The organism is Actinomyces sp. 2119 (assembly GCF_003591215.1).
Classification (GTDB): Bacteria; Actinomycetota; Actinomycetes; order Actinomycetales; family Actinomycetaceae; genus Actinomyces; species Actinomyces lilanjuaniae.
On record NZ_QYRR01000005.1, the window covers coordinates 20,189 to 40,754 of the forward strand.

General features: G+C 70.5%; 15 protein-coding genes. 3 read left to right on the forward strand and 12 right to left on the reverse strand.

Going from position 1 to position 20,566, the window contains the following annotated elements; genetic code table 11:
• Window positions 1–3: 3 nt before the first annotated feature.
• The gene (locus tag D4740_RS06925; RefSeq protein WP_119836230.1) at window positions 4–480 is read left to right on the forward strand and encodes a hypothetical protein; all 477 of its coding nucleotides are present in this window, start codon (window positions 4–6) and stop codon (window positions 478–480) included.
• A 180-nt stretch (window positions 481–660) separates the two neighbouring features.
• On the opposite strand, the gene D4740_RS06930 is transcribed toward D4740_RS06925, so the two are convergent.
• The 4 genes from D4740_RS06930 to D4740_RS06945 all read right to left on the reverse strand — a co-directional run bounded on the left by D4740_RS06930 (window position 661) and on the right by D4740_RS06945 (window position 9,709).
• Entirely contained in the window at window positions 661–1,638 is a 978-nt protein-coding gene (locus tag D4740_RS06930) for a hypothetical protein (protein WP_259390710.1), read from the reverse strand.
• A gap of 252 nt (window positions 1,639–1,890) precedes the next feature.
• Complete coding sequence (locus D4740_RS06935; RefSeq protein ID WP_119836231.1) at window positions 1,891–3,237, reverse strand: DUF4921 family protein; 1,347 nt, start codon at window positions 3,235–3,237, stop codon at window positions 1,891–1,893.
• Window positions 3,238–3,622: 385 nt separating this feature from the next.
• On the reverse strand, window positions 3,623–4,279 hold the full coding sequence (locus tag D4740_RS06940) for a GPP34 family phosphoprotein (protein ID WP_119836232.1): 657 nt from the start codon (window positions 4,277–4,279) through the stop codon (window positions 3,623–3,625).
• Window positions 4,280–4,564: 285 nt separating this feature from the next.
• Window positions 4,565–9,709, reverse strand: a complete 5,145-nt coding sequence (locus D4740_RS06945; RefSeq protein ID WP_119836233.1) for a DUF3418 domain-containing protein — start codon at window positions 9,707–9,709, stop codon at window positions 4,565–4,567.
• Window positions 9,710–9,936: 227 nt separating this feature from the next.
• On the opposite strand from D4740_RS06945, the gene D4740_RS06950 reads away from it, so the two are divergent.
• Window positions 9,937–11,733, forward strand: a complete 1,797-nt coding sequence (locus D4740_RS06950) for an ATP-binding protein (RefSeq protein ID WP_119836413.1) — start codon at window positions 9,937–9,939, stop codon at window positions 11,731–11,733.
• A 593-nt stretch (window positions 11,734–12,326) separates the two neighbouring features.
• Here the strand turns inward: D4740_RS06950 and D4740_RS12870 are convergent.
• The 8 genes from D4740_RS12870 to D4740_RS06985 all read right to left on the reverse strand — a co-directional run bounded on the left by D4740_RS12870 (window position 12,327) and on the right by D4740_RS06985 (window position 19,130).
• Window positions 12,327–12,491, reverse strand: a complete 165-nt coding sequence (locus D4740_RS12870) for a hypothetical protein (protein WP_162933759.1) — start codon at window positions 12,489–12,491, stop codon at window positions 12,327–12,329.
• An 82-nt stretch (window positions 12,492–12,573) separates the two neighbouring features.
• Window positions 12,574–14,610, reverse strand: a complete 2,037-nt coding sequence (locus D4740_RS06955; protein ID WP_119836234.1) for a BglG family transcription antiterminator — start codon at window positions 14,608–14,610, stop codon at window positions 12,574–12,576.
• A gap of 8 nt (window positions 14,611–14,618) precedes the next feature.
• A complete protein-coding gene (locus D4740_RS12875) occupies window positions 14,619–15,275 on the reverse strand; it encodes an AAA family ATPase (protein WP_119836235.1) in 657 nt (218 codons plus the stop codon).
• Window positions 15,262–16,113 (reverse strand): class II fructose-bisphosphate aldolase, encoded by an 852-nt coding sequence (locus D4740_RS06965; protein ID WP_119836236.1) that lies wholly within the window; start codon window positions 16,111–16,113, stop codon window positions 15,262–15,264. The genes D4740_RS12875 and D4740_RS06965 overlap by 14 nt, the downstream gene beginning before the upstream one ends.
• A 146-nt stretch (window positions 16,114–16,259) precedes the next feature.
• Window positions 16,260–16,865 (reverse strand): tetratricopeptide repeat protein, encoded by a 606-nt coding sequence (locus D4740_RS06970; RefSeq protein ID WP_119836237.1) that lies wholly within the window; start codon window positions 16,863–16,865, stop codon window positions 16,260–16,262.
• Between the two features lie 12 nt (window positions 16,866–16,877).
• The gene (locus tag D4740_RS06975; protein WP_119836238.1) at window positions 16,878–18,170 is read right to left on the reverse strand and encodes a PTS ascorbate transporter subunit IIC; all 1,293 of its coding nucleotides are present in this window, start codon (window positions 18,168–18,170) and stop codon (window positions 16,878–16,880) included.
• The gene (locus D4740_RS06980; RefSeq protein ID WP_119836239.1) at window positions 18,167–18,619 is read right to left on the reverse strand and encodes a PTS sugar transporter subunit IIB; all 453 of its coding nucleotides are present in this window, start codon (window positions 18,617–18,619) and stop codon (window positions 18,167–18,169) included. The genes D4740_RS06975 and D4740_RS06980 overlap by 4 nt, the downstream gene beginning before the upstream one ends.
• Before the next feature lies 1 nt (window position 18,620).
• On the reverse strand, window positions 18,621–19,130 hold the full coding sequence (locus tag D4740_RS06985; RefSeq protein ID WP_119836240.1) for a PTS sugar transporter subunit IIA: 510 nt from the start codon (window positions 19,128–19,130) through the stop codon (window positions 18,621–18,623).
• Window positions 19,131–19,413: 283 nt separating this feature from the next.
• Between D4740_RS06985 and D4740_RS06990 the strand changes: the two genes are divergently transcribed.
• The gene (locus D4740_RS06990; protein ID WP_147392866.1) at window positions 19,414–20,529 is read left to right on the forward strand and encodes an endonuclease/exonuclease/phosphatase family protein; all 1,116 of its coding nucleotides are present in this window, start codon (window positions 19,414–19,416) and stop codon (window positions 20,527–20,529) included.
• The last annotated feature ends 37 nt before the right edge of the window (window positions 20,530–20,566 follow it).

The window sequence follows — 20,566 nt, forward strand, 5'->3', positions numbered from 1 at the left end:
CAGATGAGCGGTGGTCGTGTCCGGTGGGGCAACGTCGTGGTGACGGGGCTCGTGGGCGTGGTCGTCTACCTGGTGGTGTTCGTGGCGCTGGCTGTGGCGCGTCCGGCCGGGGAGGCCCTGGGCCTGTTCGACGCGGGGCCGCTGAGGCCGTTCTACCTCGTTGAGGTGCTGCGTGCCGCTGTGGTGAGCCTGGTGGGGCTCGTGGCGCTGCGCAACAGGCAGGAGGGGCGCGGGCGAGGCAGGGACGGCGTCCCGGTCCCCGGCCCCTGGGACCCCGTAGGAGTGTCCGAGGGCGCCGCCCCGTCCTTCTTCCTGGTCCACGCGCTGCTCTATGCGGCGATAGCGGTCGTCGTCATCTGTGGCGGTGATCTCGTGCTGTCGGGCCTGAGTGCTGACACGCTTCTGGAGGCTGCGGCGCTGGTCGCGGGTAGTCTGCTGGCCGTCCCCCTGGTACGGGGGCTGGGAGCGCGCCGCGTGTGACCGGCGGTGTCCTCCACCCCTAGGAGACAAGAACGTCATAGGACAACAGAAAATCTTGTTGTCCTATGACGTTCTTGGTGTCATTCTTGGTGCCAGGCCTCGCGGTGCCCAGTCCCCGACTGGCTGCCCGGTGGGCCTGAGCCCGCCCCGGTCAGCCCTTGCGCGCAGCCCGCGGCCGCCCTAGCCGAGGGTGACGAAGACCTTGTCGTCCAGTATCCCCGGCTGGACCGCCAGCACGCCGTCCTGGGCCGAGTCGGAGGGCACGGCGATGGCCTCGTTCCCGGTGACGCTGCCGCCGCTGTACAGGGTGGTCAGGGTGTCGATCGCGTCCGGGGCCACGGCCAGCGTGTCGAGGGTGGTCATCGTCGTCCCGTCGGCGGAGACATAGCTGACGGTGGACATGGGAGTGCCCCCGTTCGGGTCGTCTCCCAGGTAGGTGATGGTGTAGTTGACCAGAATGTACTGGTAGCCCTCAGGAGGCGCCTCGTTGAACGGGTTCTCCGCCATCACGGTGTCGGTGGCGTCGAGTTCCACTGAGTTCACGACCACCTTCCACTCGCTGTTGCTGATTTCAGTGCCTAGGGGGAGCGGGTCCTCCCGGGTCCCGGGCTGGTCTGCTGCGGAGGAGCCCTGCTGGTCAGCGCCCGTGTCGCTGTCGGAGTCGGAGGTAGTGTCGGAGGCGGCCTCGGCGTCGGAGCCTGGGGAGGAGGTGGTCACTGGCCCGCCGTCGAGCGCCTCGCCCAGGCTGCCGGCGGCCAGCCCCAGGAACACCACCGCGCCGACAGCTGTCCCCACGATGGACAGGACAATGGCGACAATTGCCTGCCAGAGGGTCTCTCCCCTGCGGAACAGGGCCACAAGTCCGAGGACGAACGACACGGGGAGCAGCACCCAGCCGATAATGAGCGCCCCCGGGACGCAGGCAAAGATGAACCCGACGACCGCGCAGACCAGGGCAATGATTCCAATTGTATTGCGCCGCTTTTGCGCGGGCGCGTAAGGGGGTGTTCCGGGAGGGGATCCAGGGGCGCTAAAAGGTGTTCCCTGGGGTGTCCCGGAGGCAGGTTCCCCGGGTGTGCCGGGAGCCGCTGCGGGGGAGGCGTTAAAAGGCGAGCCAGCAGGTGTGGGAGGGTCGGGATAGTGGTTGGGGATTGTCATGGGTACTCCTATTTCGTGTGACAGGGATGGCGTGGAGGAACGCCGCCCGCCATCGTACCCATTTTTCTCTGAGGCTCTATATTCTTGTCTATATCGTGATTTCGGGTCCTGCTATCAAAGGAGTGGCATCAGGGACAGTGGGGTGGTGTGGTGTCGTGCCAGGTGCGGTGGCTCCAGGCGTGCCGCGCCACTGCCGTCTGCGAGCTGCTGCGACCCTGCCTGGACACCCTTGGCACGCTCCGACGGGCAGGCTTAGGCCCGGGCGGCCAGGACCGGGTTGTACAGGAGCCGGTTGGGAGAGGTGGGGCACTCATGGCCGACGTCCATCGGGGCGATGCGCCCGCTAGCACGCAGGTCCTCCAGGCGCACCACCACGCGGTCGCGCAGCCGCCACGGGTCGATCGTGTTGAGGTAGATCTTGGTGCCGCCCTCGAAGCCCGCCAGGGTGGAGACCCGCCACTTCAGGGTCACGTGCCAGGGCATGGGCTGGTCGACGTCGGCGGGCTTGTGGTGCCACTCCTCGTTGCAGGGCACGTGCACGCCGGTGGCCGCGTGCAGGGCGTGGACCAGGTCGGACACGGCGTCGACCTCCTGGGTGCCCATGAGCCAGGGCTCGGTGGTGGGGGAGGTGGAGTACACCTCCAGGGTGGGGTAGCGGTGCCCGAAGCCGGCGAAGGCCACCGCGTGCTCGTTGCTGGCCACCAGCAGGCCCCGGTAGGCGGCGTAGTCCACCGCCATCTCGTTGTACAGGTTGGGGTTGGCCCGCACCCGGGTCAGCTCCAGCTCGGAGCTGACCCCACGCTCGTCGATGCTGACCAGCTGCTTGTGCAGGTGGTCAAAGCTCGCTCCCGCCGGGCGCAGCCAGTTCTGGAACACCGCGACGTAGCGCACCCACCGGTTGGCCGCGTACAGGTCCCGCATGGAGTCCACCGCCAGGCGCGTGTAGGCGCGGTGCTCCTCTACGCTCAGCGTGCCTGAGCTGGCCAGGCCGGAGGTGTCCACGGCGTCGTCGGTGTAGTGGCGCCGGGCGATAATGACGTCGTGGCCCCCGGCGAAGAAGCCGATCATGTGCCGCATCCGCTCGGCGTCGCCCATCGTCTCCCACTGGGTGGTAGTACCTCCCGCCGCCCGCAGCTTGGCGCGCAGCACCCCCATGACGTGCTCGCGGCCCACCGGGTCAGCCAGGTAGGTGCCCATGCGCTCCCGGGCGGCCTCGGGGATCTCGTAGCCGTGGTTGGCGTGCCAGTAGTCGTAGGAGAGGATCTCAAAGAGGTTGGGCACGCGGCGGAACTCCGCCACGGTGTCGTCCAGCTGGGAGGCCAGAAGGGCGTCGTGCTGGACGAAGCCACCGGCGGGGTCGCGCACCACGCGCGACTTCTCCGGTGGGGTGTCCGTATAGCGCCGTGAGCAGAAGGTGCAGGCCCGGGTGCGGTCGGCGTCGGTGAGAGGACGGACCTTGTCCACCGGCTGGGAGATCGGACGATTGCCCCGGCCGGGTACTGTCCACACCTGCGTGCCGGTGAAGGGGCTGATCTGCTTGACGGTGCCGTCGGCCATGCGGGTCAGGGGCTCGGGTGCGGGGGAGTACGGCGTCAGCATAGGCACCATTGTGACGCCTCGGACCGACGGGGGCAGGTCGGCCGCTCTCTGTGGTGGGGTTGTATGGAGCTGCACATCTTCAGGGTCTGGTTTGGTGGTGTGGGGCGGGTGGGTTGGCGGGATTGCGCGGCTGGTGGCTGGTCTGGTGGGGTGAAGATGTGCAGGAGAGACGGTGGTGCACATCTTCGGGTCGGGGAGGGGGGGCGAGGCGGGGTCGGTCCTGGCGGGTGCTTCCTTGGGATGGCGCGGGCGGGCTCGTCGGAGCCGTGCGTGGTCCCCGCTGAAGATGTGCAGCCCGCCAGTCCCGCCGGCCCCGCCAGCCAGCCGGTGGCCGCAGCGTGGTCCAGAGGGCCTGTGCAGCCCCTGGCCCTGGGCGGGGATGTGCTCAGGAGGTGACCACTGTCGGGACGATGACGGCAGTTATGAGCGCAGCGTCGACCGCCTCAACGGCGCGCGACACGGCGTCCCCGGCCGGGTCCCCCTTGGCCAGCTCGGTGATCCTGCGCTTGAGGTCCCGCCCGCTCATGCCGGTGTACTGGCGGGGCAGGACCGTTGACGCGTGGCCCAGGCCCTGGAGGACAGCCAGCAGCGTACGGTCGGCCTGGGTGGGGACTGCCTGGCCGTGCAGCACGGCGTAGAGGCGCTGGCGCAGAGCCTGCTCCGGTCCGGGGTTGAGTGTGGGGTAGATGGTCTGCATCCCCAGGAAGCCTCCCTTGGCCACTGAGATGGTGCCGGCCGAGGCCAGTGAGCTCACAATGCCGGGGCGAGGGTCAAGCCGTGTCCACGACATGAGGGAGGACACCCGCTTGCCGTCCTTGGCGGGCAGGGCCGCCAGGGCGTGGTCCATGGCAGGGTGGCCGGTGGGCGTGGTGTCCAGGAGGCGGAAGCGGGGATCCGTGCCCCCTTCGACCGTGAGCCGCTGGTGGAGGGCGAGGTCAGCCAGGAGGGCACCTCGCAGCCCGTAGTCTTCGTTTCCTCCCCACACCTCGGGGGTCCCGGAGTCCTTGGTCAGCAGCAGGAACAGCTCTTCGCAGATCAGCATGAGCCCAGGGTACGAAGAGGCTCAGGTGATAGGTATCCACTGGTGGGCGGACCCGCTGTCCCCTAATGTCCTCCGGAAGGAGGAGTGACCCGGCACCTCGGCCGCGGCCCGGAGGACGTCCATCAGCGTCCCCTGCCCCCTCCAAACCGGCCGCTGCACATCTTCAGGCTCCTCGCGGGCAGCGCTGGCACGTAGATCGCTTGTGCCGCGGCTAGCGCTACGCCTGCTTGGTGCCCGGGGACTGATGAAGATATGCAGCAAAGCGGGGGCGGCGGGCTGTGGCACTCACCCGATCCCCGACACCAGCCGGGAGATGCGCTTGAGGCTCACCTTCCGGGCGGTGCCCAGGGTCTGGGCGAACAGGCTGACCCGCAGCTCCTCGACCATCCAGCGGGCCTCCTCCAGCACCGCCTGACGCTGCGGGTCCGCGGGCAGGGACGCCGCCCGGGTGCGGGCCTGCTCCACGACGTCCAAGGCCTGGCTCACCTGGAAGGCCAGGGCCGCGTCCTGGGAGGCGGCCGAGGGTGAGGACGCCGCCCGCTTCACCCGCATCGCCAGCGCCTTCAGGTAACGGGGCAGGTGGGCCAGCTGGCTGGCTGGGGTGGCGGTGACGAACCTGTCACCGGTCAGCCCGGCCGCCTGGCTGCGCACCTCCTGCAGCGTGGACAGCAGCGACAGGGAGGTGTGCCGCGCCACTACCCGCTCCACCTCCTGGGCCGCGCTCACAGCCTGCGCCACCTGCGAGGCCACCCGGTAGACCTCGTCCTCCAGCTCCTCGCGCGCCACGGCGACCAGCCGCTCAAACACCGCCCGCTCACGGACCTGGGCCAGTGGCGTCCCCGAGGACTCCTCCCAGCGCCCGGCTACCAGACGTGCCGCCGCCAGCTGGACGTCAGCCACGAGGGCCTCGGTGGAGGGGTAGGGGCTGGCGGCCAGGACCAGGGACTGGGTGGCGTCCCACCGGCTGGTCACCCGCCCGGTGGGCAGTGCCGTGCGCGCCAGGGCCAGGGCGGTGACCCCGGCGCCGTGGGCGCCCGCCTGCGCGGCGGCGTCGGGCAGGACCCGCAGGTCTGCGGCTTGGTGTCCGCGCGCTACCAGCGCCGGGTACCCACGCACCACCAGGCCCGCCCGGCCGGTGGACTCCACTGTGCCCGGGATCGTCGAGGCCTGCGGCCCCTCCAGCCCGGGCACGCCCTGCGGCCAGTCCGTGAGCCCCTCACGCTCGGCCAGTCCCGAGGTCAGGGGGTCGGCTGCTGGCGCGAGGGTGGTGGCTAGTGGGCTCGCGGGACCGGTCGCTACGGCAGCCTCAGTGGTGGCAGTCGAGGTGCTGGCATCAGAGGCAGAGGTTGCTGTGGATTCAGTGGCTGCGGTGCCAGGCCCCAGGGCCGTCTGCGCGCCAGCGGTCCCCCGGTCGCCAGCACCCCGACGACCACGCCCCTTCCGGGGGCGCCCAGAGCCCCGGGCGCTCCGGGCACCTTTGGCCCCTCCGGAGCCCGGGCCCGCCCCGGCGCGCTGACGGGCGCGGGCCTCGGCCATGGCCTGGGCCACCGCCCCGCGCACCACGGAGCGCACTGCCGCCTCGGTGCTTCTGGACAGCTCCTTCTGCAGGGCCACCAGGTCCTTGCCCTGCCCCAGGACCTCGTCGCGGTCGTCCAGCACCACGAAGGTCATGCGCAGGTGGTCGGGCAGCCGCTCGTGCGCCTCCTGCCAGTCGTCCCGGGTAAGAGCGACCTCCCGCAGGTCGGCGACGACCTCGGTAAACGCCTCCTGGAAGGACGTCCCCGGCGCGCTGGCACCCTCCGGTGCCGGGAACCGGCGGGACACCTCAGCCCACACCTGGGCACCGACGTCCGGGGCGGGCACCAGCTGTCGGCGCACCCGCTTGGGCAGGGCGCGGATCGTGGCTACGCACAGCTCGGGCCGCAGCCCCGGGACCAGCCAGTCGAATCCCTGCGGCCCCAGCCGCCCCAGGACCTCCACCGGCACCTGCACGCTGACCCCGTCGGCCTCGCTACCGGGGTCGAAGGCGTAGTCCAGGGGCAGTGTCAGGTCATCCTGGACCCAGGTGTCGGGGTAGCCGGACATGTCATGGTCGTCCCGATCGCCGGGCAGCAGCAGCTCGCGGGTGAAGTCCAGCAGGTCCGGTTCCAGGCGCCGCTGGTCCTTCCACCAGGCGTCGAAGGCCGCTGCTGAGGTCACCTCCTGTGGCACGCGCTCGTCGTAGAAGTCGTAGAGCACCTCGTCGTCGGCCAGTAGCCCGTGGACACGGCGCCGCTGCTCCAGCCCGCGCAGGTCCTCGACCAGCTCCCGGTTGCGCTCCACGAAGGCGTGGCGGGCGTGCCAGCCGCCCTCCACCAGGCCGCAGCGCAGGAACATCTCCCGGGCCAGCTCCCGGGCCTGCCGGGTTCCCACCGAGACCAGGGTGGCCGGACGGTCGGCTGCCAGGGTCATCCCGTAAAGCATGGTGCGCTGGTGGACCATGGCCGCGCCACGCCGGGTGGACCAGTACGCATCCCCGTAGACCCGGCGCAGCAGCCCGGCACGGTCGGCGGCCTCCTCCACCCAGTCGGGCTCCACCCTGGCCACGGTGCGGGCGAACAACCGGGAGGTCTCCACCAGCTCGGCGGTCATGACCCAGTCGTAGGTCTTGCGCCGCAGCCCGGAGCCGGGCCAGATGGTGAAGCGGGTGCCCCGGGCGCCGGAGTACTCCCGACGGCGCTCGTCCCACCCGCCCACGTTGGACAGCAGCCCCACTAGCAGCGAGCGGTGGACAGCCTCGGCGTCGGGGGTGTCCGCGCTGCGACCCAGGGCGACCACGGCGGCAGCCACGTCCCCGTGGGGCGCCTGGGAGCCGTGGTGTCCACGCTCCAGCGCGTCCCCCGCCGCCCGGATCGCCGTGGGCGTAGGCAGCTCCACGGGGGCGGCGTCCAGCCCCAGGGGACGGGCCAGCTGGCGCAGCTGGGCGTGGACGTCCTGCCACTCGCGCACCCGCAGGTAGTGGAGGAACTCGGCGCGGCACATGCGGCGGAAGGCTGAGCCGGACAGCTCGCGTGCCTGGGTGCGCAGGTAGCGCCACAGGTTGAGGTAGGTGAGGAAGTCGCTGGTGGGGTCGGCGAAGCGCCGGTGCGCGGCGTCGGAGGCCTCCTGCTTGTCCGCCGGGCGCTCGCGGACGTCCTGGATGGACAGGGCGGCCACGATGACCATGACCTCCCCGGCGCACCCGCGCTCCCCGGCCTCCAGGAGCATGCGGCCCAGGCGAGGGTCGATGGGCAGGCGGGCCAGGCGGCGCCCCACCGAGGTCAGCCGGGGGCCCTGGGCCGCATCGGAGGCAGGGACAGCGCCCCTGCCGCTGCCGGGTGCGTGAGGAGGGGCAGTGCGCCTGCGGGCGCTCCCGCCCGCGTCGTCGGGTACGACGGCCCCGATCTCGGTGAGCAGCTGGAGGCCGTCGCGGACCTGCCTGGGGTCAGGGGCGTCGAGGAAGGGGAAGTCCTGGACCGAGCCCAGTCCCAGGGCCGCCATCTGCAGGATGACGCTGGCCAGGGAGGTGCGTAGGATCTCCGGCTCGGTGTAGCGCGGGCGGGAGTCGTAGTCCTCGCGGGAGTACAGGCGCACGGCGATGCCGTCGGCCAGGCGCCCGCACCTGCCTGAGCGCTGGTCGGCGCTGGCCTGGCTGACCGGCTCGATGGGCAGGCGCTGCACCTTGGTGCGGTTGGAGTAGCGGGAGATGCGGGCCACGCCCGGGTCGACGACGTAGCGGATGCCGGGGACGGTCAGGGAGGTCTCGGCCACGTTGGTGGCCAGGACGACCCGCTGGCAGGAGTGGGCCTCGAAGACCCGGTGCTGCTCGGCCGCGCTCAGGCGGGAGTACAGGGGGACGACCTCCACGGCCCCGGGCGTGCGGGCCCGCCCGTCGGGGGTGTAGCGCGGACCCAGGTGGTCGATGAGGGCCGCCTCGGTGTCGCGGATGTCGCGCTCCCCGGCCAGGAACACCAGGATGTCGCCCGGGGGCTCAGCCATGAGCTCGTCAACGGCGTCGAGGATCCCGGTGACCTGGTCGCGGTCCTCCTCCCGGGTACGCTGACCGCCTCCGGAGCGGGCAGCGCGCGAGCCGGGGCGACCTCCTCCCCGGGAGCCGGTGCCGCCCACCCGGCCCTGACCGGGCGACGAGGAGCGCACTGCCTCTCGGCGAGCGCGGGCGGCGGCCCGCACGGCCGGGTCCGGGGAGGTCAGGGCGTCCAGCTCGGCCTCGGTCAGCTCTCCCGGCCCCGCAGTAGGTGTCCCGCGCGGGGCGTGGGTCCCGGCAGGGGCGGGGGAGGCCCCGGCGAGGTCCCCGGAGCCCCCGGTACCCGAGGCATTCTCAGGCACGGAGTCGTGGTCCTCGGTCACGCCCTCGGTCACGTCCTCGGCCGTCAGGGGGCGGTAGCGGACCTCGACCGGGTAGGTGCGCCCCGACACCTCAATGACCGGGACGCGCTCCGTGGCTGACTGGTTGCCTGACTGGCTGTCCCTGCCCCTGTCTGAGCGTCCGTCCGTGGTCGGCCGGCTGCCTGCTCCGGTGGCGTCGGTGGTGCTGGTGTCGGCGGTGCCGCTGGAGCCGGGGCGCGTGGTGGTCACGGGCAGGTAGCGGGCGAAGTGCTGGGCGAAGCGTGCGGAGTCGATGGTGGCGGAGGTGATGATGACCTTGAGGTCGGGGCGGCTGGGCAGCAGCCGGGCCAGGTAGCCCAGGATGAAGTCGATGTTGAGGCTGCGCTCGTGGGCCTCGTCCACGATGATGGTGTCGTAGCGCTCCAGCATGGGGTCGGACTGGATCTCCGCCAGGAGGATGCCGTCGGTCATGAGCTTGACCAGGGTGGTGGGACCGGTCTCCTCGGTGAATCGGACCTGGTAGCCGACCACGCCGTCACGTCCAATGGGTGTGCTCAGCTCGGTGGCGATCCGCTCGGCCACAGAGCGGGCGGCGATGCGGCGCGGCTGGGTGTGGCCGATCATCCCGGTCACGCCCCGGCCCAGCTCCAGGCAGATCTTGGGCAGCTGGGTGGTCTTGCCCGAGCCGGTCTCCCCGGCGACGACGACGACCTGGTGGTCGCGCACGGCTGCGGCGATCTCCTCGCGGCGGGCGCTGACCGGCAGCTCCTCAGGGTAGACGAGGGCGGGGACGCTGGCGGCGCGCGCGGCGAGCTGGTCGGGGGTGAAGCCTGGCCAGGGGCGGTGGGGGCCGGAGGACCTGGCGGAGCCGCGCCCGCGGCGGCGGCCTGACCTGTTCGGGCGGCCAGGCCTGCGGCCCGGCTGTCCGGCGCCTGGCTGCCCGACGGCTCCGCTGCCCGGTCGGTCACCATGGCCCCGTGGCTGTGCTGTCTCCTGAGCCTGCCGACCAGTCCGGCCCTGCCGACCCGGTGCCGTGCGGTGCGGCGTGTCCTCTCCCTGTGCCATAGGAGGCCATTGTCGCTCACTCACGGCTCGTGTGTTGTCAGCCGGGGTCTCCCACCGAGTCAGGCGAGACCCCATTTTTCATGAATGTTTCTCGTGTTGTCAGTGTGGTGGCTGAGGTTCTCAGTGAGCTGCAGTGAGCTCGTCAGTGTAGAAAGTGAGGCCCTCAGTGGATTACAGTGAGGCCGTCAGTGTAGAAAGTGAGGCCCTCAGTGGACGACACTGAGCCTGTGACTGATGAGGAGCTGACTGAGCGGGTCGCCCAGGTGCGGGCGCACGGCAGCGATGACGCCCGCACCGAGGTCAAGTCGGCCGCTGGCGGGCTGCCCAAGAGCCTGTGGGAGACGGTGTCGGCCTTCGCGAACACTGACGGTGGCACCATCATCCTCGGTCTGGACGAGCGCGAGGGCTTCGCACCCGCTGAGGGGTTTGACGCGGACAGGATCATGGACGCGCTCGTGGCAGGCCTGCAGCAGGACCCGAAGGTCAGGCCGGTCCAGGAAGGGGCGTATCGCATTGAGCGCGCTGTTGTCGACGGTGCCCCCGTTGTCGTCCTGGAGGTGGACTCCCTGCGTGAGTATCCTGGTGCCCACCTGCCCTGCCACGTTGTCGCCCGGGGGGTCGCGCAGGGGAGCTACAAGCGGGTGGATGACCAGGACCGGCGCCTGACCACCTACGAGATCTACATGCTCCAGACCTCCCGCCAGCCGCAGGGGACCGACCGGGCGGTCGTCCCCGGTGCTGCCCTTGAAGACCTGTCACCAGAGCTGGTGCAGCGCATGCTGGCTCGGCTCCGGGCCACCGGCTCCCACGCGCTGGACGGCCTGGCGGGTGACGACGTCCGGGGCGCCCTGAGACGCCTGGGCGCGCTGGACGTCGACGACGCCCCGACCCTGGCCGGGTTCCTCTGCCTGGCCACCTACCCCCAGCAGCGCCTTTCGAAGTTGACGGTTGACGTCGCCGTCCACCCTGAGACCACCAAGTCGCACCGTGGCGACGTCAGGTTCGTGGACCGCAGGACCTGTGACGGGCACCTTCCCGTGGCGGTTGAGGACGCGGTCAACGCCGTGGCGCGCCACCTGGGGCGCAGTCGCCGGGTAGAGGGCATGGCCGGGGTGGACGTCCTGGAGATCCCCGAGGAGGTGCTGCGGGAGGCGATCACCAACGCGGTCACCCACCGCGACTACAGCCGGGACGCCCTGGGGCGCCAGGTCGCCGTTGACGTCTACCCCGACCGGGTAGAGGTCATCAGCCCAGGTGGCTTCTACGGGACCCGGACCGCGCAGAACGTCGGAGAAGGACGTTCCGACTCCCGTAACCCGGACCTGGCCCGCCTGCTCACGCTGGTGCCTCGCGCAGACGGTGCCGGGGTGCTGTGCGAGAACCAGGGCTCCGGAGTGCCGCGCATGATCGCGGCCATGCGTGACAGCGGCCTTCCGGCCCCCGACTACTCCGGGTCCGACCTGGGTCAGGTGGTGGTCCGGCTCAGCCGGTTCGGGCTGCTTGACGAAAAGGTAGCCGCCTGGCTGGACACGCTGCCTGGCGCGCCCTTCTCCAGCCGCGAGAAGGCCGCCCTGGCCCTGGCCCGCCGTGACGGGCACGTGAGCGTCACGGACCTGCGCGGCACTCTTGGACATGACTCTGACGACGCCCGCCAGCTGCTGGCTGCCCTGGCGAAGAGAGGGTCCCTTGCCGGCCTGGGGGACGGCCCCTACGTTGTGGCGCCCGGCGACCAGGAGGCCGTACCCGGCTACACGTCACCGGGGGATGCCTCCCACCCGGCGGCCGTTGACCGGGAGGCAGAGGAGGCCGGCACGCCCAGGGTGACCGGCGTGCGAGCCGAGGTCCTGTCCCTGCTTGACGCGGACCAGCCCAGGACCGTCCACGACCTTGCCCAGCAGACCGGCAAGACCCCGGGGACGCTCAGACCCGTGCTCAGGAAGCTCGTGGCTGACGGGCACGCCGTGGCCACTGCCCCGCCGACCAGCCGCAGGCGCGCCTACCTGCGTGCCGGGGGTATGACCTGACGCGGTCGGGTATGACGCCAGCCGCTGGTCTGGTGCCTGCGGCTGGCAGCCTGCGCCCCAGGAGCGAACGGCACGCTCCTCAGGCACATCCGGGCCAGCAGAGGTGACATCTTGCGCCCCAGGAGCGAACGGCACGCTCACCTTTCCCCGTGCTTATGCGGATTAGCGGAATGACACCGTTTCGCCAGACTGGGTGGAAGGGCCTGGAAGGCTCCCATGTGCAACGAGATCCTTGATGCACATGGGAGTGCCGTACGTCGGTCACACCCTAGGCCGAGATCCGCGGAATCGCGCGGTCCTCGTCTCTTGTCCGAAAAGGTGAGCGTGCAACCGGTCCCGCGGCCAGCCCCCACTGGCCCGCGATCGCACCGCCAGGCGGGCGTGTCAAAGACCTCAGCTGGTGAGCCTCGGGTCGCTGCCGTCCAGGACGGTGCCGAAGTCGCAGTCCTCCTTAACGCGACGGTGGCAGGCGGCGGCGGTCCCGGCGTCAAGGCCGAAGCCCCCTGGGCGCCCGGTCCCACGTGCCGCGTGCCACCTGCGCCACCCGGGTCACCAGGCGCAGGACCTCGCCCCGGGCCAGCCCCCAGTCCATGTCAAGCAGTTGCTCCAGGCTGCGCCCGGCCGAGCGCGAAGCCGTGCTCCAGCCACTCTGACGCGTAGGAGAACTGTCGTATCCGGGCTGAGACCAGCAGGTCCAGGGACCCGACGCGCCGGATTGCTCCGTCCTCCCCGGTCCGGCAGACCTCCAGGTGCTCCACGCTTCCTTCGGTTCCTCCTGTCGGAGCAGGCCGTGGCGGGTCATGGCGCTGGGGCCGACGCACCTTGCGGCCGGGGACCGGCCTACACCACCTCCAGCACTGTCTGGACAAGCTCGTCGTAGGAGGTGGACGCGGCCAGCCGGGTCACCACCTCCTTGTCGAGGAGGGCGTGGACCAGGTTGTCGAACACGTCGCCGAAGGTGGTGCGACTGTCCTCGGACAGGCACAGCAGGGCGACCAGCCTCACGGGGGTCCCGTCCCAGTCCACGGGCTGACGTGCCAGGCACACCATGACGGCGGACCTGGCCGCCGTCATCTCGATGGTGTGGGGGAGGGCCGCCCCGGAGGCAAAGGCCGTGCTTGACAGCCGCTCACGCTCCATGACCTGCTCCAGGAACCCCTCGCCCGCCGCCGCACGGGAGACCAGGGCCTGTGCCATGACCGGAAGCACGTCGTCTCGCTGGCCCCCGCCCTCGACCCGCAGAAACAGGCTCGGGTCCATGACAGCAGCCAGCCAGGAGGCCACCTCAAGGCGCCTGCGCCCAGCAGCGACGTCGGCGACCGCGGAGCGGACCCGCTCCAGGTCCTCATGAGAGGGCAGGACCCCGGTGCGTACCACGGCGGGCCTGGGCTGGCGTCGTCGGGGGCGTGCCGAAAGCCGGGAGAACGGTCGGGCCGTGCCAGCGACAACCACCAGGTCGGTGCCTCTTCCGCGCACGGTCCTGGACGCCCCGACCGGCCACCCGGCCCCGGAGCCGTCGTTCCCGGCGTCGGTACTGCCGGCACCTGCCTCGTCTGCCCCGTCCACCTCATCCAGGTCAGCCACCACTCGTCCCACCCTGCCTCTGCCTGCCAGAACCCCCTCCACCGCCTGGCGGAAGACGTCCCCGGCGTCGTAGTAGCGGGGGAGGACCAGCGTGACATCCACCTGGTCGTCACGCTCGTGCATGGACAGCAGTCGTCCGCCCACGTGGAAGGCGAGGAACCCGATCTCGTCCTCAGCCACCTCCACCCCTGTACTGCGCTCAACCTGCTGGGCGATGAACACGGCGAGCTCGTGGACCAGTGGGTGGGTGTTCTTCACCGACTGCCCGGCAGGGACCGGGACCGCCGTGTGCTGGCAGGCGCGGTCGACCAGGCGGCGCACGTGCAGGGCGAGGAAGGAGATGAACCGCTCGTCGCTGAGGTCGATGAGGTAGTTGTCATTGACCCTGCTCACGATGTCGGAGACGAGCCTGACGTAGCGGGGCTCCAGGAACGCCTGCACCTCAGGCCGGGGGCGCCCCTCGGGGTGGGCGGGTGCCGCCTTCTCCAGGAGGAGCAGAGCCAGGTAGGTGATCTCCTGGTCGGGCAGGTGAATGCCGAACTGCTCCTCCACGAGCGTGGCCACCGCCTGGGACATGGGGCGCAGCACCGCCTGGCCGCTGGCACCGGACAGCCAGGTGATCGTGTGGCCGGCGCGTACGCGCTCCACCATGACGGCGATGTGGGCCACGAGCTCGTCGGCCGTGCGGTCGTTGACCACCAGGTCGACGTCGCCCAGCACCGAGATCATCCGCTGTCTCAGACCGGGCAGGGTGGGCTCGTCCAGCTGGCGGGCCACTTCCTCAACGTCGATGACCTGACGGCGGCTGGCCGCCGCCTTGGTGAGGAGGCCGCGCATGAGGCGGCGCTGGGCTACCTCCTCGCCCTCCATGCGCACCGTCTCACCGGTGCGGGTGATGCGCAGGCCGGAGTGGGCCAGGAGCACCCGGGCGCGGGTCAGGTCGGACTCGATGGTGGACTCCGAGACGCAGAGCTCCTCCGCCAGCCCGAACACGCTGAGGCCGCTACTGGTGGTCATGAGCAGACGCAGCAGGTGGGCGAGCCGCTCGACGGGCCCGTCACCTGGACGGGGGGCGCGCCGCCCCGTGGCTCCCGCGCGCTCCCAGGCCTCGGTGTCCAGGCTGTAGCCCGCTCTGGTGGAGGTCACGACGTTGCCGTAGCGGCGGTTGGCGGCAGAGACGTAGTTGCGCACGGTGCGTGTGGACACACCTAGGCGGCGCGCGATCCGGGCCGCAGGCACGCGGAGGCCGGGAGAGTCCTCCAGGATGGGGATGATGTCGTTGAACCGTGCCACGGGCCTCGCTACCCCCTCAGCTGCTCCTCCACCCAGGCCAGCACAGCCGGGTAGCTCACGGCATCAAGGTCGCTGACATCGACCTCCAGCGTCTGCCCGAGCGTGAAGGAGGAGTAGCCGCGCTCGGCACAGCGGCGGGCTAGTTCTTCCCGGGACACCAGCGCGTCGGCCTCGGTCCGGTCGAACAGGACCTGCCCCGGACGGTAGGAGGTCAGCAGATGGCCCGGATGCCGGGAGGTCTCTAGGTCGCGGTGCCGTTGGCGCTCGTAGAGGACGTCGGTGTCGGCCACGAGACGTACGGTCAGGGGGGTGAACCCGTGCTGGCAGCACAGGCGTGACAGCAGGTCGTGCTGCCTGGTGCTGAAAGGGTAGTCGGAGACCACCACACGGCTGTGGCCCATGGCCGCCCCCACAGCCCGCTCGTACTCCTTCAGCGCCTCCCGGTCCAGCAAGGCCTTCTCCTGCGGCCCGGAGAAGCCTAGGCGGTCCCACAGGCCCTCCTTGACCTGGTCCAGCGACACCTGCTGGCAGCGCTCGCCCGGGGCCAGGACATGGTCCTCCAGGTGGCGCAGGACCAGGCGGGCCATCCAGCTCTTGCCGGTGCCCGGGGGGCCTGCCACGAGGATAAGCGTGCCCCCGGCCTGGCTGGCCTCACTGCGGCTCACGGGTCTCACCCAGGAACAGGCTGATCTTGCGGGCGACGATATCGCGGACGACGTCGTTGCACGGCTCGATGTTGCGGCGAAGGGAGGTGCTGACCTCGGTGGCTGCGAACTGCTCCTGGGCCTGGCGGGTCCAGCCCACGAGGAGCTCGGTGCCGACGTTGAACTTGCGCACCCCGTTGGCGCTTAGGGAGGGGTAGTCGGCCTCGTCCACGCCGGTACCGCCGTGGATGACCAGGGGGAGGTCCACAGCCTGGTGGATCCGGGAGAGAAGGTCGAGGTCGATGTCGGTGGTGGAGCGGAACTGGCCGTGACTGGTGCCGATGCTCACGGCCAGGGCGTCGGCGTCCACCTGCTCCAGGAACCACACGGCCTCCTGGGGCTGGGTGCGCAGGCCCCCGGTGCTGCTCACCCCCTCCTCGGTCCCGCCGATGGTGCCGATCTCTACCTCCACGGAGACGCCGCGGCTGCGGGCGTAGTCGATGACGCGGCGCGAGGTGGCCACGTTGCGGCTCACGGCCATGAGGGAGCCGTCGAACATGACCGAGGAGTAGCCCGCCTCCACGGCGTCGCGGATATCGGTCAGGCTGGTGGCGTGATCGAGGTGGAGGGCGACGTCGACGACCTCGTCCTCCGCCATGGAGCGGCATACGGCCACCAGGTTGCGCATGCCGACGTACCGGGCGGTGCCCGGAGAGGTCTGGACGATGACCGGGGCGCCGAGGTCGCGGGCTGCCCGGATGATAGGTGGCACCATCTCCAGGCTGTGGGCGTTGAACGCGCCGACCATATAGCCCACGGCGGCCGCCTCGGCCAGCATCGGGGTCATGGATACGTACATGGGGATCCTTTCACGAGGGTCTCAGGTACGACGGCTCCCTGCGGGCTGCTTCCCGGGTGGGAGCCGCCTGCCACCTGCTGACGGTGCCGGGCGGCGCTCTCACCGATGCGCGGTCAGTGCCGGGCTGGTGCCGGGTCAGTGCCGGGTCAGTACTGTGAGCGCATGACGCGCTTGGACAGGGCCGTCAGGTCGTCGAGCCTGGAGCTCCAGTGCCGGACGCCGTCGTCGTCCTTGGCAGCGGCGGCCTGACGGAGCATGTTGTTGTACAGGGTGAGCAGCCCGCGGTAGGCGGGGCCGAACTGCTCGTGCAAGGCCATGGAGGCCTCGTAGTGGGCGATAGCAGCCTCGGTGTCCCCCAGCTCGGCGCAGGCGGCACCCAGCTCGTTGAGGACGGTGACGCGCTGGTCGGTCCCGCCGGTGCCGACTTCCTGGGCCGGTCCTGTCGGCACCTGGCCCTGCCCGGCCGGTGCCTGGGACAGGGCACTTGTCTCCGGTGCTGGGCCGACTCCTGCCCCACCCAGCGCCACCAGCTGGTCGGTCAGCGAGGCGATGGTGGTTCGCAGCTCGGCCTCGCGCTGTGGTGGGACCGGCAGCGACGGGGCTGCTGCGGCACTGGCGGCGTTGGCGGCGCTGGTAGCGCTGGTAGCGCTGGCAGCACTGCCTTCTTCACCGGGCGTCACGGCTCCGTGGTTCTCCAGGCTCCCACGGCTCCCGCGGCCCTTGCGCCCCCACGACCTCTTTCCCAGTCTCATGGCCTCCTCCTCTCAGAAGGCCCGCATGATCGGGCCGATGACGTAGGCGAAGACCAGCCCCGCCGTGATGGTGTCGACGTCGGTGGCGGACAGGTTGGGGAAGCCCAGGTTGAGGAAGGTGGTCACCAGGAGGGCGGGCAGGAGGGTGATGAACAGCCCGTGGACGACCCCGCCCACTAGCGCCCCTCGCCTGCCGCCCACCGCGTTGCCGAAGATCCCCGCCGTGCCTCCGGCGAAGAAGTTGGTGAGCATGCCCGGCACGATGACGGCGAAGCCGAGGGCGGGCAGGGCGAGCATGGCGATGACGGTGCCCAGGGTCGTAGTGATGAAGCCGACCACGACAGCGTTGGGTGCGTAGGGGAACAGGACCGGGCAGTCCAGAGCCGGCCTGGAGTCAGGGACCAGCCTCATGGAGATGCCCCGGAAGGCGGGGACAATCTCTCCCAGCAGGAGGCGCACCCCGGCCATGAGGACGTAGACGCCCACGACGAACTGCACCGCCTGGATGAAGGCGTGCACCATGTGGTTCATGTCCCCGGTTTGGTCGGCCACGGGATCCGCCCCGGCGAAGGCGGCGGTGACAAGGTAGAGCGGCACCATAACCACCGCCAGGGACATGTAGGTGTCCTGGAGGAACTCCAGGGAGCGGGGTAGCGTGACCTCCTCGGTGGAGGGCTGTCTGTCTGTGCCCCGCCTGCGCACCAGCCAGGCTACCCCGGCCTCGACCAGGTAGCCGATGGTGCAGAAGTGCCCCAGGGCGATGGCGTCGTTGCCGGTGATCCTGCGCACGATCGGCTGGGCGGCGGCGGGCATGCCCACGGCGAAGACCCCACCCACCAGGCTGGCTGCGGCGATGAGCCAGGCTCCGTGCAGCCCGGCAGCGTGTCCCAGGACCACGGTCATGGTGGCCATCCACAGTAGGGCCTGCCCGGTGAGGAAGATGTACTTCCACGGGGTGAGGCGGGCCAGGAGGATGTTGACCACGAAGATCCCCAGGAAGGTCAGGGCGATCTGGCCGCCCAGCTGGAGGTTGTTGGTGGCGTAGCCGTTAACCGCCTCGATGCTGGGCACCACGCCGGTCATGTTGAAGGCTGCCTGGAACACGGTACCGAAGTAGGTCAGGGTGTCCACCAGGATCGCCGAGCCGGCGGCCAGGACGTAGAAGCCCAGAAGGGTCTTGAAGGTGCCGACGACGGTGGCACCTACGCCCTTGCCCTGAAGGACCAGGCCGAGCATCGCGATGAGGGCGATGACGATCCCGGCCTGGGTCAAGATGTTGGAGATGACCCAGCCCAGGGCGCTCATGGCTGGGGCTCCTGGGTCATGGAGGGCGAGGTGGCCGACGTGCTGGTCTCGGGAAGAGCCGCCCCAGGCCCGCTACCCGGTGACGTGCGAGCGTCCTGGTCACGGTGTCCGTCCCGCAACCCTGTGACAAACGCTGTGACGACAGGGACGAGCCGGTCGCGGATCTCCTCCTTGTCCACGACGTTGTGAAGGAACACAAGGGTGATCGAGGGGTCAGGACCGTGCTTGTCGATCATAGGCCGGAAGTTCTCCGCCGAGACGATGATGTCGGCCTGGATACCGGGCAGGGCGGAGATCCCGTCGTGGTGGAGGCTGGCGGGCAGGTCGGCCTGGCGGAGGACCTCCTCGGCCTCCATCTGGCAGGCGAGGCTGGAGCCTAGGCCGGCCCCGCAGACGAAGTAGATGTCGGGCTTCCTGGGTGTGTCGGCCGTGCGGGCGGAACGTGCCATGTCAGGTACTCCTTTGTCGGTGGCTGCCGGTGTCTGTCGGTGACGTGGTGGATGCGCCGTGCCCGTGGCGGAGTGCCCGCTGGAGCTCGGTGACGGTTCTCGCTGCAACCAGGAGCCTCAGCCGTGTGACGTCGGTGACCAGGGACACGAACTGCTGCAGGGCGGCCAGGTGGGAGGCGCTGTCTACAGCCGCCAGACAGAACACGAGGGACACCGGGTCGTTGTCCTCATGGCCGAAGGTCACAGGGTCTGACAGGGTGAGCAGGCTCATGGCCTGTCGGTAGACCTCGCCGTCGGGGCGCGCGTGGGCCAGGGCTGTGTGGGGAGCCAGGACGATGTAGGGGCCGTACGTCTCCACGGAGCGGATCATGGAGCGGACGTAGGCACGTGAGACGGAGCCGTCGGACACCAGTGGCTCGGCGGCGAGCGTGATGGCCTGGCGCCAGTCGTTGACCCGCTGGCGGATGACGACACGGTCGTCGGTGATGAGGTCGGTCAGTGCACTGTCCATGGCTTGGCTCCATGACGCGGACAGAGGTCGTGCTCGGTGATTGTGCTCGGCAGCATGTGCTCGGCTCCTGGCCCGCGTGGCTCGTGGTTGATGCACTGCGAGTATCCGCGCCCGCGTCTGAGGCGGGCCAGCACGTCTCCTTCCGCCTCAGGGCGTGCAGGCGGAAGATGGGCGGGACCGGCTGGTCCAGGGACCTGGCAGGCAGCAGCCGCGAGACCATGGCCGCTGCGCGTGCTCCTCTCGCTGCCCGGACTTTCTCACGAGCTCTGGTTGAATGTCGTGCATGAGTCGTTACCTTCATGGCCTGGGATGGGGTGTGGTCGCGCTCGCGGCAGCCGTGGCGCTGGTGAGCCTGCGTCCTCCTCTGACCATGCAGCCCTTTGTCGCCCAGGTCGTGGCGCTGCGCACCTTCATGACGCTCGGGTGGGGGCTCCTGGGCCTCCTCCTGCTGGCCACCGCCCTCCTGCGACGCAGGCTGGCCCGGTCCCGGGCTGGGCGTGCGTCCTCCTCGTCGCGTGCCGGACTGCGCACCGGTGCCCTCGGGCTGGTCCTTGTCCTCGTCGCCCTCGCCCACGGTGGCGTCCTCCTAGGGCGCGGCATGTCCCTGGGACCTCTTGAAACCTCTGATACCTCCTCGGACACCCCCTCGGACAAGGCTGCTTTCACCGTCATGTCCCTTAACACCGAGAGGGAGGACGCGCCCGTCCAGGCCGTGGCCGAGACCGCCCGGGCCGTGCAGGCCGACGTCGTCGTCCTGCCGGAGACGACAGCCGCCTACGGCGAGGAGCTGGCAGGGCTGCTGCGGGGCGCGGCTGGGGAGCTGACGGTCTACACCGCAGTCAGCCCGCCCTACGGGTGGAACGACGAGGACGGCGACGGTGCCGACGACGACTCCGGGGCGCATCACGGCATCGACCCGGTGCGCGCTACGACGGTCCTCGTCTCCGAGCGCCTGGGGGGCTACCGGCAGACGGAGGGGGTGGCGGGTGCGGGGCGCGGAATGGTCGTGCTGGAGCCCGTGGACGGGTCAGGGCCTGTCATCACCGGGGTGCACACCTACCCGCCGGTGCCGGGGCTCATGGGGGAGTGGAGGTCCTCGCTGACCACGGTGGCCGGCCTGTGCCAGGACCCGCCCGAGGGGCTGGTCATGGTCGGTGACTTCAACGCCACCCGCGACCACGCCCTGCTGCGTGACCTGCACGCCTGCGCGAGCGCGGGGGAGCAGGCGGGTGTCGGTGGCCTGGCGACCTGGCCCACCCACACCGGGACCAGGCTCCTGGGGGCAACCATTGACCACGTCCTCGTGGACGCCTCCGCCTGGGTGGGGCAGTCAGGCGAGGTCCTCACGCTGCCCCAGACGGACCACCGGGCAGTGGTGGTCCGTCTGGGCAAGGCCTAGACATGGGCAAGGCCTAGACGGGTAAGGCCGAGACGAC

Excerpts from the sequence above, each read along its gene's own strand:
- D4740_RS06980 (WP_119836239.1), bottom strand. The coding sequence starts at position 18,619 with ATGGCACGTTCCGCCCGCACGGCCGACACACCCAGGAAGCCCGACATC.
- D4740_RS06965 (WP_119836236.1), bottom strand. The coding sequence starts at position 16,113 with ATGTACGTATCCATGACCCCGATGCTGGCCGAGGCGGCCGCCGTGGGC.
- D4740_RS06935 (WP_119836231.1), bottom strand. The coding sequence starts at position 3,237 with ATGCTGACGCCGTACTCCCCCGCACCCGAGCCCCTGACCCGCATGGCC.
- D4740_RS06990 (WP_147392866.1), top strand. The coding sequence starts at position 19,414 with ATGAGTCGTTACCTTCATGGCCTGGGATGGGGTGTGGTCGCGCTCGCG.
- D4740_RS06930 (WP_259390710.1), bottom strand. The coding sequence starts at position 1,638 with ATGACAATCCCCAACCACTATCCCGACCCTCCCACACCTGCTGGCTCG.
- D4740_RS06940 (WP_119836232.1), bottom strand. The coding sequence starts at position 4,279 with ATGCTGATCTGCGAAGAGCTGTTCCTGCTGCTGACCAAGGACTCCGGG.
- D4740_RS06985 (WP_119836240.1), bottom strand. The coding sequence starts at position 19,130 with ATGGACAGTGCACTGACCGACCTCATCACCGACGACCGTGTCGTCATC.
- D4740_RS06975 (WP_119836238.1), bottom strand. The coding sequence starts at position 18,170 with ATGAGCGCCCTGGGCTGGGTCATCTCCAACATCTTGACCCAGGCCGGG.
- D4740_RS06945 (WP_119836233.1), bottom strand. The coding sequence starts at position 9,709 with ATGGCACAGGGAGAGGACACGCCGCACCGCACGGCACCGGGTCGGCAG.
- D4740_RS06925 (WP_119836230.1), top strand. The coding sequence starts at position 4 with ATGAGCGGTGGTCGTGTCCGGTGGGGCAACGTCGTGGTGACGGGGCTC.
- D4740_RS06970 (WP_119836237.1), bottom strand. The coding sequence starts at position 16,865 with ATGAGACTGGGAAAGAGGTCGTGGGGGCGCAAGGGCCGCGGGAGCCGT.